Here is a 12,290-nt window from a genome sequence, read left to right as displayed (position 1 = left end):
GAAACACCTGCCGCCAGCGGTCAGGCGGCAGCCTTGAACACGTCCATGAGACCGGCATAGGCGGCTGCGATGCCGGCCACCGGGTTGCTGCTTCTCGACGCGGTTTCGACCTTCAATGGGCCGCCGCCGGTCGGCAAGGTGAGCAGCAGGAACTGGCGATTGCCACCGTCGCCGACGGATGCGGCCGCGACATGCTGGCCTTCGCCCTGGTTCTGGACGCACATCTTGAACAGCAGCGTGCCGCCGACCGCTTCGAGCGCGCCGCCGACAACTTCAACAAATTCGTCTTCGGAAACAGTCTTTGCATCCGGCACCAGATCGGCCAGACCTTCGGCAAGCGTACTCTCAAGGGCTTTGTCGTCGAGCTGCGCGTCCATGCGAACCTCTTTCAGTCGCCAATCGCCCCTTGCCCGTTAACGAAGCTTAACGCCGACGATGGCCGGATTGTGGCGGTTTTCCACCAATGCAGCGCTCGGCTGCGCTGGCGGCTGGACAATCCGGCGGTTCGCTCCACAATGGCACAAAAAGCACAACGCAAAAGCGTGAGGGAGGAACCAAATGCTGGGACTGATGCAGGAATGGCCGCTGCTTTGCCACAAGCTCATCGACAATGCCGAGCGGCAGCATGGCGTGCGCGAGATCGTGTCGCGCTCGATCGAGGGGCCAATCGTGCGCACCACCTATGCCGACATCCATCGTCGCGCCCTGAAGGTCGCCCAGCGGCTGGAGCGTGACGGCTATCGCTTGGGCGACCGCATCGCCACGCTGGCCTGGAACACCGCGCGCCACATCGAGGCCTGGTATGGCATCATGGGCATCGGCGCCATCTACCACACGCTCAATCCGCGGCTGTTTCCCGAGCAGATCGTCTGGATCATGAACCACGCCGAGGACAAGGCTGTCTTCGTCGACCTGACCTTCATGCCACTGCTGGAGAAGATCGCCGGTGCCGTTAAATCGCTGAAACAGGTGATCGTGCTGACCGACAAGGCGCACATGCCGCAGACGACCTTGCCGAATGTGGTCGCCTACGAGGACTGGCTTGACGAGGCGGATGGCGACTTCGCCTGGAAAACCTTCGACGAAGGCACCGCGGCCGGCATGTGCTACACGTCGGGCACGACGGGTGATCCCAAAGGCGTCGTCTACAGCCACCGTTCAAACGTGCTGCACGCCATGATCGCCGCCATGCCCGACGCCATGGGTCTGTCGTCGCGCGATACGATCTTGCCGGTCGTGCCGATGTTCCACGCCAATGCATGGGGTCTTGGCCAGAGCGGGCCGATGATCGGCGCCAAGCTGGTCATGCCTGGCTGCAAGATGGACGGCGCCTCGATCTATGAACTGCTCGACAGCGAGAAGGTGACCTTCAGCGCCGCCGTGCCGACCGTCTGGATGATGCTGCTGCAGCATCTGGAGGAGACCGGGAAGAAGCTTCCCTATCTCAACAAGGTCGTGATCGGCGGCTCGTCCTGCCCGCGCGCGATCATGACGAAGTTTCAGCAGAACTATGACGTTCAGGTCATCCATGCCTGGGGCATGACCGAAATGTCGCCGCTCGGCACGCTGTGCACCTTGAAACCGGACTATGTCGGGCTTCAGGGGGAAGCCCGACTCGATGTCCAGCAGAAACAGGGCTATCCGCCCTTCGGCGTCGAAATGAAGGTGACCGACGACGACAACAAGGAGCAGCCCTGGGATGGCAAGACATTTGGCCGCCTGAAAGTGCGTGGACCGGCCGTTGCCCGCGCCTATTATGGCGGTGCTGGCCCGGAACAGTTCGACGAGGATGGCTGGTTCGACACGGGCGACGTCGCTCACATCGATGCCGGCGGCTACATGCAGATCACCGATCGCGCCAAGGACGTCATCAAGTCCGGCGGCGAATGGATTTCGACCATCGACCTCGAGAATCTGGCTGTCGGCCACCCCGATGTCGCTGAGGCCGCAGCCATCGGCGTCCCTCATTCGAAATGGGGCGAGCGGCCATTGCTGGTCGTCGTCCGCAAGCCGGGCAAGGAGCCGACCAAGGCTGATATTCTCGACTTCATGGATGGCAAGGTGGCCAAATGGTGGATGCCGGACGATGTCGCCTTCGTCGGCGAAATTCCGCACACCGCCACCGGCAAGATCCAGAAGATCAGCTTGCGCCAGCAGTTCAAGGATTATCGCTTGCCTACGGATTGATGGGATGTTGCGTGTTTCGGCTTCATGCCATTGCAAAAAGGTTCTAAGTCTCCGTTCGGGTTGGGGTGGTGCGGCAATCGATGGCAAGTATTCCTGAACGGCAAACGTCGAGGGCGGCCGGCTGGTCGCGGCGCACGGCCGCTTTTTCGGCGGTGCTGCTGCTGACCGCTTTCGTAGGCCATCGCTTCGACCTCGTCGAAACACCGGCTTTCCTGTGGGTGCTGGGTATTGTCGCTCTGCTGGCGGCCCTGGCGCTGTTGTTTGCCGGATTTGCCTTTTCGCGGCTGTGGAACTTCGGCGACCGCGGCGGTCGCGACCTGACAGTCGGCGCCCTCCTGGCGTTGCTGGTGCTCGCACCTTTTGGCGTTGCCGCCTACTGGGCGACAATCTATCCGCCGCTCAGGGATATCTCGACCGATTTCGACGAGCCGCCGGCGCTCGACGTAAGTGACCGGACGAAGGAGATGAACGTGCTCTCCCCGTCGACGCCTGGCGAACAGCGGCTGCAGACCGATAGCTATCCGCTGGTCAGCGCACGCAGCTACGACTTGCCGTTCGAGACTGTCGTCAATGCCGTCGAAACCGTGCTCGACCGGCGCGATTGGGACCTGTCCGAACCCTATCCTGACCTCGCCGGGCAAAGTGACGTGACCATTACCGCAGTCGCCAAGGGGTTCGTGATCGGTCTTCCCGCCGATGTGGCGATCCGCGTGACCGACGATGGCGATACCGTCATCGTCGATATGCGGTCAGCTTCGCGATACGGCCGCTTCGACCTCGGCGACAACGCCGCGCGTATCGTCGATTTCCTCGCCGAACTCGACCAGGAAGTCGCCGGTCAGGTTGGCGCGGCGCCGGCCGAGTGATGGTTCAGAACGCCTGTCGCCGTGGAGATGCAACTCGAGTCTGCGGCCGACTATTCGCCAGGGTCGAACTCACCTTTGAACAAGACTGTCTCCACCGGCCCGAGGGGATTGACGATCCGGCTCTCCAGGACTTCGACAAGTTTGCGTCCGACACCCGCTATGTCCACGAAATGAACGCCGATCTTCGCAGGCAGGAAGCGCGATAGCCGCGTGCTGTCCCGAGTGACAATGTGGATGTCACTCCCTGGCGCGAGACCTCTTCTGCCAAGAGCGTGTAGTGCTCCCAGAAGGCCCAGTTCGTTGGCGCATGCCAAGCCCGTCGGCGGATCTGACCAGGCCAGCATGCGATCGAACCAGGCTGCGCTCGATTCCATGGTGAACATTCCATGACCGATCAGCGACTGGTCGATCGGAATACCAGCCTCGGCCATTGCCCTTCCATACCCGGAAAGACGCATGGCACTCGCCTGGTCCCCCGGAACGAGAAGTTGCAGCGCAATGCGTCGGCAGCCCTTGTCCATGAGCCGCCGGGTCGCCTCGTAGGCAATCTGTTCATTGTCGATGTCGACATAAGGATATGCTGTGTCTAGGTCAGTTCTTCCAAACGCGACGAATGGCATGCCTTTATCCAGCAATAGCTTAACGCGCGGATCACCCGAGACCATGCGCGTGATAATCAGTCCGTCTGTGCTGCCCGCCTGAAGCTGTCGCTGCACACTCTCGACCGGATCGTCATCGGGCGTGGTGGAATAGATGGACAGACTATAACCCGCTTGCCGCGCCGCCAGCGTCATGCCTTCGATCAAGGGAAGCTTCAACAGATCGGACAGATGGTCTTGTGTCTCCATCGGGTATACGGCCGTCATCGTCAGCGTGCGGCCAGTTTTGAGCGCGCGGCCATGATGATTTGGCACATAGCTGACCCGCTTCGCCGCCTCCTTGACGCGAGCGATGGTGGCGGGATGAACTTCCGGCCCATCCTTCAGAGCGCGTGACACCGTGGTCACCGAAAGGGAAAGTTCCGCCGCGATCTGTTTTAGATTGGCCACCTCGCCCGACCTCGTTTGTGAAAGCGCCGGCTGATCTTGCTGACCGTCACACGTTACCGGATTCCACCTCACGGTCAATCCAAGCTCTCGCTAAAGCAGCTTGACACTGGCACGCTTGGATGTAATCGTAACGTTACGATTACAAAGAAATGGCTATTTTAAGCGCATCTTGACAAATCCCAAGGAGGAGAACCTATGTCCTGGCTACGCATTTCCTTGACGGCATTGGCTATCTCGACCGCCGTGCCGGTCTATGCCCAATCAGTCACCATCACGACCGCGGGTGGCGACTATGGCACCGCCATGAAGGAGGCCATGTGGGCCCCTGCTGCAAAAGAGCTTGGCTATGATGTCCGCGAGGAGACCCTAAGCGACGGCCTGGCCGCCCTGAAGATGCAGGTCACCTCGGGTGCGGTCACAACCGACGTCATTCACCTGGGCTCACCGGAAGGCGCGCAGGCCGCCGCACAATCGCTGCTGGAGCCGCTCGACTACAAGATCATCGACCCAAAGGCCGTGCCGGACGGCGCAAAGTCCGACTACTGCTATCCGTTCGACTCCTATGGCACCGTCTTGTCGTGGAACACCAAGACCTATGGCGAGAACCCGCCGAAGACATGGGCGGAGTTCTGGGACGTTGCCAAATTTCCCGGCCGTCGTGCGCTGCGTGCCAATGCCCAAGACTCGATTGAGATCGCGCTGCTCTCCGATGGCGTAGCACCGGCGGACGTCTATCCCGTTCTCAGCACGCCGGAGGGTCTGGATCGCGCCATCAAGCGGCTTGAAGCAATCAAACCAAATGTCGCCGTGTGGTGGACCTCGGGAGCGCAGTCGGCGCAGTTGCTGAAAGATGGTGAGGCGGATTTGGTCGTTACCTGGAACGGGCGGGCCCAAACCGTGAAAGCGGATGGCGGCGCAGCTGACTACACATTCAAGGGATCGGTCATTGGCACCGACTGTCTTGCGGTGCCGAAGGGGGCGCCGAACAAGGAAGCAGCTATGAAGCTCATCGCGGCGATGACACAGCCCGCGCGCGTGGCGAAGCTGACCGACTTCATAGCCTATGGCCCGGTCAATCCTGCTGGCTATGAGGGTGGCCTTATCCCCGAAGACCGTCTCAAGACCCTGGCGACCGCGCCTGAAAATGCTGGCACTTCGGTGTTTTCGAGTGCGGACTGGTGGGTCAAGAATGGCGAGGCTGCCCAAAAAGCCTTTGATGAGATGATGGCCCGCTGAGTCTCAGCTCTAAGGCTTGAGCACATGATGAAGTCGCTCCCGATCACCATCGACAGCGTGCGCAAGACCTATGGGTCTTACGTCGCGCTGGACGATGTCTCGCTCGACATACGGGCTGGCGAATTCCTCACGCTGCTGGGGCCGTCGGGATCGGGCAAGACCACGCTGCTCATGGCTTTGGCCGGTTTTGTCCGGCCCGATTCCGGTAAACTCTTGTTGGACGATCGGGACATCACTCGCGTGGCCCCCAACAAGCGGGACATCGGCATAGTATTCCAGAACTACGCCTTGTTCCCCCACATGAACGTCCTGGCGAATGTCGAGTATCCGTTGGTGCTGCGCAAGGTGCCGAAAGCCGAGGCCCGCCAGCGGGCGCTCGACACCTTGGCCCGCGTGAAGCTGGATGGTTTGGCGGAGCGCAACATTGCCGCATTGTCCGGCGGCCAGCGCCAGCGCGTAGCGTTGGCGCGGGCGATCGTCTTCGAACCGCGCGTGATGCTGATGGACGAGCCGCTGTCGGCGCTCGACAAGAACCTGCGCGAAACCATGCAGTACGAGATCCGGCGTCTGCATGATCATCTACGGATCACCACGATCTATGTAACCCACGACCAGCGCGAAGCGCTGATTATGTCAGACCGGGTCGCGGTGATGAATTCCGGCCGCATCCAGCAGATCGACACGCCGCAGCGGATCTATGATCGTCCATCGACCCGCTTTGTCGCGGAGTTCATGGGCGAGGCCAACATTGTGGCCCCAGGCTCGCTGCGCAGAATAGACGGCGCCGAAGCATCACGCGAAACCCTGATGATCCGCGCCGAAAGCTTCCATCTTGATGCGAAGCTCGTCGGGGGAGACGGAGTGGCTCTCGAAGGAATACTGCGCGCCAAAGCGTTCCGCGGCGAGAACTGGCTTTTGACGCTGGCACTTGACGGCGGGCAAGAGGTTCTTGTCTGCATTCCGGCAGCCCTGGCCGGCGGCTGCGCCGAGCTTGCCGCCGGTCAGCGGATGACCGCATATGCACCGGCAGCGAAGGTTCACGCGATACCGGGAGCGATGGCGTGACCGTCGTCCGGGACCCGGCGCTCGCGGCGGACGCGCGGCGCGAGCGGCGGTTTTTTCTTTCACTTTCGCTCCCGGCGCTGTTCATCGTTGGACTGGCGGCGATACTGCCCATCCTTTGGATCATCCGGCAATCCTTCCTGACCACCGGGGGTGAGTACACCGTCGGCAACTACGAGAAGGTCCTTTCGAGCGGACTGACGTGGTCGGCGCTCGTCACGACCCTCGAACTATCCTTGGGTACGCTGGCGGCCTGCGTTGTTCTCGGCACTCCTCTAGCGCTGGCTCTGGCCAGCGTCAGACCAAGGCTGGCCAACGTGCTGATGGCATTCGTCATGCTGCCATTATGGACCTCGATCCTCGTGCGCACCTATGGCTGGCTCGCACTCTTGCGGCGCGACGGCCTGATCAACGCGGCTTTGACCGGTTCAGGCCTGACAGCGGAGCCATTGCCACTGGTCTACAACTTCACGGGAACGCTCATCGGCATGGTGCACTATATGCTGCCACTTTTTCTGCTGCCTGTTTATGCTGCGATGCGCGATATCGACCCAAATCTCATTCGCGCGGCTGCGAGCATGGGGGCCACTCTCAGGCAGGTCATCCGCACAGTCATTATGCCGCTTTCGGCGGGCGGCATCTTCTCGGGTTCGATCATCGTCCTCATCTACGCCATAGGTTTTTTCATCACGCCGGCGGTGCTTGGCGGCGGCAAGGTAAATCCGCTCTCTACCCGGATCGAGCGTACACTATCGACCTTTCAGGACTGGGGGTCGGCAAGCGTCCTGGGCATTCTGCTCCTCGTTCTTATGGCGCTGATCGGCGTGATGTTGCTGGCGGCACGCCGTCTGGTGGCCCGGAACACCGTGGAAGCCTCCCATGCTTGAAGCTTATCCGCAAAACAGGCTCGCCCGCATTTTGCTCTGGAGCTTTGCCGCTCTTGTCATGGCATTTCTGATGCTACCGACGCTCGTGGTGGTGCCGCTTTCCTTCTCGGCGTCGAATCTCCTCGAGTTTCCGCCGCACGCCTACTCGTTGCGCTGGTACGAGAACTTTTTCGGCTCGGCAACGTGGATGGCCGCGCTGAGAACGAGTTTGATTCTTGGGACGTTGACGGCGTTGATCGCGGTGCCTTTCGCGCTGCTCGCCTGCATTTCAATGAATCGGCTGGGCGGAAAGACCGCTGCGGCCATCCAGAGCGTCCTGCTGACCCCCTCGATCACCCCAGGTATCCTGCTTGCGATCGGTCTCTTCTTTGTGTTGGCCGCACAACATCTGATCGGAACGCTATTCGGTGTGCTGGTCGGACATGTGGTGCTGGCCGTTCCAGTCGCCTGCATTGTGTTGCTACCCGCTCTCGCCCGCTTTGACTGGAACCAGGTTCAGGCGGCACGCAGCCTCGGTGCAAACTGGGCCAGGTCCATTGGCGGAATCATCGTTCCGCAACTTCGGATCAGCTTGCTGTCAGCGACATTGATGGCGTTCCTGACTTCGCTCGACGAGTCTGTGATTTCGATCTTCATCGCAAGTGGTCGCAACAGCACGATGCCGAAGCTTATGTTCCTGTCGCTGCGCGATCAGATCGATCCGACCATTGCGGCGATCTCGACATTGTGGACCGTCATCGTCGTGGCCGTGGTCCTGATTGTGACCCTTCGCCAAAAATCCTGACCGAGACTGGAAACATGCCCACCAATTACCATGCAGCCGACGATCTGACGGATTATTCGACGGACATCCCTCAGGTAGGGTTGGCCATCATCACCGGGTCGGCCAACTGGGGACTTGCCTTCCCGGAAGATGTCGAATTCGAGGGTGTGCGCACCTTGCGGCGCGACATGAGTTTTGAAACGCCTTTCGGTCGCTCCGACAACTGGAAGCTTCTCGAGTTCGATGCGTCGATTACAGCCGAAGGTAAAACCAAACGTGCATTGTGCATGTATTCGCACGGCAATCCCCGAGACCATATCGACCATTCCTGCCATCGCCGCGCGTTCTGGGTGTTGATGAGCGCGGGTGTACGGCAAGTCCTCGCTTGTTCGACCGTTGGCGCCGTCAACAAGGCGATCCAGCCCGGAGACATGGTGGTGAGCGCCGATATCATCGAACTGTCGCAGACCCCGTTTTCACTGCTGCCTGGCCGCCAGAGCTTCGACTGCTCGGGCAAGCAGATCGTATGTCCAAGATGCGCGGCATTGCTGGCCGAGACCGCCCGGCGCCATTGGCCTGCCGAATGCCGGGTCCATGGCATCGAACAGCAGTTGGTGGCCGCTCATTGCTATGGGCCGCGATTGACCACCCCCGCTGAAGCTCTGGCGTATCGGAACATGGGAGCGGATGTGCTCAACCATTCGATCGCCCCTGAGGCTACCTTGTCGCGCGAGATCGGCGCGTGTTTCGTGCCCTTTGCGTTCGTGACCGCGGGTTTCAATGACTATATGGACCGCAACCGCCAGGAATTGCTGCAGGCAGACGTGTTGCCGAGCCTCTCCATGACGGCCTCGCGGGTTGCTCTGGAGACCGCGGCACGACTTCCGGCTAACCCTGAATGCTCTTGCCAGGGCTTGAAGTCGCCCCAACCGGCAGAGCGCTCCAGCCGTTTCTAACGCACGAGAGCACGGATGAACTCGTGCCCAGGTTTTAAGCGGCCGGCACGAAAATACCGGCTATGGCCGGGTCGCCGTCGGTGCCGACAAGACCGCGCGCCACCAGGTCCTCGAGATGGGCAAGCACCGACAATCCGGCGGCGCCATGCAGCCGCGGGTCGGTATCCCTGTAGATCGCCTTGACCATGTCCACGATCGTCCGGTCGCCCGCTCTGACACGCTCCAGTATGGCCCGCTCGCGCATTTTGCGGTGCGTCTTCAATCCGCGCATGAAGGCGCGCGGCGCCGTCACCGGCCCGCCATGTCCCGGCAGCAACAAGCGGTCCCCGCGTTCGATCAGCCGGTCCAGCGAGGCCATATAGTCGGCCATCGCCCCATCCGGCGGGGCGACGATGGAGGTTGCCCAGGCCATGACATGATCGGCAGAAAACAGGATGCCGGTTCCCTCCAGTGCGAATGTCGCGTGATTGGCGGTGTGGCCCGGGGTCAGAACCGTCCTGATCGACCAGCCGTCGCCGTCGACCACCTCGTCGTCGGAAAGGGCTATATCGGGGACGAAAGCCATGTCGGCACTGGCGTCGAGCGCATTGGTCTCGCCGATATGCAGGGGTCTTGCCGGCCTGTGTGACCCCTCTGCCAGTACGGGCGCGCCGGTGCGCTCTTTCAGCCGGGCCGCCAGCGGGGAGTGGTCGCGGTGCGTGTGGCTGACGAAGATATGACTGACCGGCCGGCCTGCGATCACGTCGAGCAGGATCCGCAGATGCGCTTCGTCATCCGGTCCCGGATCGATCACCGCCAGCGTATCGCGGCCAACGATGTAGCTGTTGGTGCCGTGAAAGGTGAAGGGGCTCGGGTTGCGGGCCGTGATGCGCTGGATGTCGGGCGCGACGCTTACCCCCTGGCCATAAAAGGGGTCGAAGCGGGTATCGAATTTGAGTGCCATGGCGGATGCAGCGGTGCCTTGTTTCTGAAAACGGCAAAACCGATTGCCGCATAACACGCAAGCCAATATAGGAGAACGTGAGGCCGCGAACATCGGATAGCGGCAACCGGATTGGGGAAATGCCATGGCAATTGCAACTACGATGCGTCCGCTTGTTTCTCTGGCTCTGCCGCAAAATGCCGCGGCGCGGCTGGCAACGCAGCTTTTCCTGGCCATCGCCGGAACGCTGCTGCTGACCCTGTCGGCCAAGACCAAGGTGATGCTCGGGCCGGTCGACATTTCGATGCAGACGCTGGCCGTGCTGCTGATCGCCGCCGCCTTTGGCATGCGTCTCGGCGTCGCCACCCTGCTGCTCTACATGGCGGAGGGCGCCATGGGCTTCCCCGTCTTCCAGAGCACTCCGGAAAAAGGTCTCGGCCTTGCCTACATGCTCGGCTCGACCGGCGGCTATCTCGCCGGCTTCGTGGTCATGGCGGCAATTGTCGGCTGGGCCGCCGATCGCGGCTGGGACCGCCATCCGATCAAGCTTTTCAACGCCATGCTGGTTGCCGAAGTCGTCATGATGGCCATGGGCTTCGCCTGGCTGGCGCTGCTGATCGGCCCGGAAAAGTCGTGGCAGTTCGGCGTCGTGCCCTTCATCGTCGGCGACCTGATCAAGGTGGCGCTCGCGGCAAGCCTGGTGCCGGCGGTGTGGACGTTGCTGAAGCGCGGCTGAAACGCGAGCAGCAGCCAGCGGCTTGAGCAATCAATCCTGGCTGGATCGGAGTGACTGGCGGGCGTGGTGTCAGCCAAGTGATCCCATCTAGGTTTCCGGAAACAGCTTCGGAAACAGCGCATCCAATGCGTCGGCCCGGAAGCGTAGCGACACTGGGCCTTTGGGTGTTTCCGACGCCAACAGACCGAGCGCGATCACGTCATTGAACACGCGACGCGCCGTGCGCTCGGGCAGTCCGCTAATACGGGATGCTTCGCCGCGTTCAAATTCGCCGCGCATTAGCGCTTCCTCCAGGAAGCGGCCGGCTTCGGGTTTCAGGCCGCTGCGCTCGACATAGCGACGTAGCCGCGTCGCGAGCGTGTCGAGATCGAACAAACCGGTCATAAAGTTCACCTGATCGATGCACACCTGCATGAACCATAGCGTAAAGTCGCCGAGTGCACGCTCGGAGAGGTTGCCTCGTCCGTCGAGATCTCCCTGGCGGGGCATATCGGCATGATCCATCATCCGCTTGTAGTCCGTGCGGCTTTTTAAGCCGCGCGCCAGACCGCGTGAGATCGACCACAGCCCATGCGCGGCGATCCCCGCTTCATGGGCCATGGCGTGGCTCATCAAACGGCTGACGCGGCCGTTGCCGTCGGGGAACGGGTGAATGAAGTTGAAACGATGATGCGCGGCGGGAATGGCCAGGATCCGTCCGGCTTTGCCCAGCCTATCGAAGCGATAGCGCATGGCAAAATGCTGCATGAAATCGTCGACGCGCTTGCTCGAAGGCGGCTCATGCCGGCCGACGGCGACGTCATGTTCTGGCTTCGATCGCCACTCGCCTGGCGCCATGACGAATTCACGGCCGGCCCCCTTGACAGTCAGCATGGGCGCTTCCGCATCGCGGTAGAATTCCGTATGCAGCCATCGCAGAAACTCTGTGGATGCAGGCTCAGGCAACCGCTTCTCGGCGGCCATACGATCGATCTCGGCTTGCAGGCGAACATGGGCGGCCGCCTCTAGCTGCAAGTTGCGGCGGTTCTCGTCTCGATCGAAATTTCCTGCCAGCGCCCGCTCGATGTCGCGCGGGCGCGTATCATGGCCCTCGATCAGGTTGCTGTAGTACGTGTTCATGATGCGTACCAGATCGGCGAGGTTGGCGGCGGTACGTGGGTGCAGGCTTTGGCCCAAAATGGCCGAGGTGGCCGATAGCTCCGCCAGCGCATCCGATATAGTTTCGGAAACATCCGTCAGGCGTGCCGGTTCGATGCGCTGTACGCTTTCTTCCATGGTTGGCCGATCTTGGTTTCCGCTAAATGCATAATTATAAATATATATTTCGAATTTGCCAAGATATTTGGCCGATCTTCTGGCCGATCATCGGCACTCTGCAGGCTTCGCGGGCCATAGGTGTCACGACGACGCCAAGATCCAGCGGCTTCGGGAACACAATATCCCCCTCTCGAAATCGATCTTTCCAAGCTCCCGCGCGACTCGCTATCGCTAAGGGATGCGATCGCCGAAGCAGTGCTGAAACTGCTCAGCGTCATTGGCTCCACCATCCCCGCATCGGCACTGTGCGCACAGCGGCTTTTCTGAAGCATCAAACAATGCTGTTGATCAAAACTTCTACTAACTATT

Annotated in this window: 12 protein-coding genes; 8 read left to right on the top strand and 4 right to left on the bottom strand. The window is 61.1% G+C overall.

The window, feature by feature from the left end:
* Positions 1–20: 20 nt before the first annotated feature.
* The gene (locus tag NKI38_RS26110; protein WP_352626635.1) at positions 21–377 is read right to left on the bottom strand and encodes a hypothetical protein; all 357 of its coding nucleotides are present in this window, start codon (positions 375–377) and stop codon (positions 21–23) included.
* A 181-nt stretch (positions 378–558) separates the two neighbouring features.
* Here NKI38_RS26110 and NKI38_RS26105 point away from each other — a divergent pair, with 181 nt between their 5' ends.
* A complete protein-coding gene (locus NKI38_RS26105) occupies positions 559–2,187 on the top strand; it encodes a fatty-acid--CoA ligase (RefSeq protein WP_352662595.1) in 1,629 nt (542 codons plus the stop codon).
* Positions 2,188–2,267: 80 nt separating this feature from the next.
* Complete coding sequence (locus NKI38_RS26100) at positions 2,268–3,053, top strand: DUF1499 domain-containing protein (protein ID WP_352662592.1); 786 nt, start codon at positions 2,268–2,270, stop codon at positions 3,051–3,053.
* Between the two features lie 50 nt (positions 3,054–3,103).
* Here NKI38_RS26100 and NKI38_RS26095 read toward each other — a convergent pair whose 3' ends face one another.
* Entirely contained in the window at positions 3,104–4,102 is a 999-nt protein-coding gene (locus NKI38_RS26095) for a LacI family DNA-binding transcriptional regulator (protein ID WP_352662589.1), read from the bottom strand.
* A gap of 243 nt (positions 4,103–4,345) precedes the next feature.
* Between NKI38_RS26095 and NKI38_RS26090 the strand changes: the two genes are divergently transcribed.
* From NKI38_RS26090 to NKI38_RS26070, 5 genes are read left to right on the top strand one after another with little or no spacing between them, the layout of a single operon-like run.
* Positions 4,346–5,338, top strand: a complete 993-nt coding sequence (locus NKI38_RS26090; protein WP_352662586.1) for an ABC transporter substrate-binding protein — start codon at positions 4,346–4,348, stop codon at positions 5,336–5,338.
* 27 nt (positions 5,339–5,365) lie between these two features.
* Positions 5,366–6,403 carry an ABC transporter ATP-binding protein gene (locus NKI38_RS26085; protein WP_352662638.1) on the top strand — a complete coding sequence of 346 codons (1,038 nt, stop codon included), beginning with the start codon at positions 5,366–5,368 and terminating at the stop codon, positions 6,401–6,403.
* A complete protein-coding gene (locus NKI38_RS26080; protein WP_352662583.1) occupies positions 6,400–7,287 on the top strand; it encodes an ABC transporter permease in 888 nt (295 codons plus the stop codon). Before NKI38_RS26085 ends, NKI38_RS26080 begins: the two co-directional genes overlap by 4 nt.
* Positions 7,280–8,071: an ABC transporter permease gene (locus tag NKI38_RS26075; protein ID WP_352624600.1), complete on the top strand. Its 792-nt coding sequence runs from the start codon at positions 7,280–7,282 to the stop codon at positions 8,069–8,071. Before NKI38_RS26080 ends, NKI38_RS26075 begins: the two co-directional genes overlap by 8 nt.
* 14 nt (positions 8,072–8,085) lie before the next feature.
* Positions 8,086–9,006 (top strand): phosphorylase family protein, encoded by a 921-nt coding sequence (locus NKI38_RS26070; protein ID WP_352662580.1) that lies wholly within the window; start codon positions 8,086–8,088, stop codon positions 9,004–9,006.
* Between the two features lie 34 nt (positions 9,007–9,040).
* On the opposite strand, the gene NKI38_RS26065 is transcribed toward NKI38_RS26070, so the two are convergent.
* A complete protein-coding gene (locus tag NKI38_RS26065) occupies positions 9,041–9,949 on the bottom strand; it encodes an MBL fold metallo-hydrolase (RefSeq protein ID WP_352662577.1) in 909 nt (302 codons plus the stop codon).
* Between the two features lie 124 nt (positions 9,950–10,073).
* On the opposite strand from NKI38_RS26065, the gene NKI38_RS26060 reads away from it, so the two are divergent.
* The gene (locus NKI38_RS26060) at positions 10,074–10,664 is read left to right on the top strand and encodes a biotin transporter BioY (protein ID WP_352662574.1); all 591 of its coding nucleotides are present in this window, start codon (positions 10,074–10,076) and stop codon (positions 10,662–10,664) included.
* 87 nt (positions 10,665–10,751) lie between these two features.
* On the opposite strand, the gene NKI38_RS26055 is transcribed toward NKI38_RS26060, so the two are convergent.
* Complete coding sequence (locus tag NKI38_RS26055; protein WP_352662571.1) at positions 10,752–11,939, bottom strand: Fic family protein; 1,188 nt, start codon at positions 11,937–11,939, stop codon at positions 10,752–10,754.
* Positions 11,940–12,290: the final 351 nt, after the last annotated feature.

Source organism: Mesorhizobium sp. M0621 (assembly GCF_040320745.1).
Lineage (GTDB): Bacteria > Pseudomonadota > Alphaproteobacteria > Rhizobiales > Rhizobiaceae > Mesorhizobium.
The sequence above is the reverse complement of the archived record's forward strand: the minus strand, read 5'-3'. Positions and strand labels throughout refer to the sequence as shown.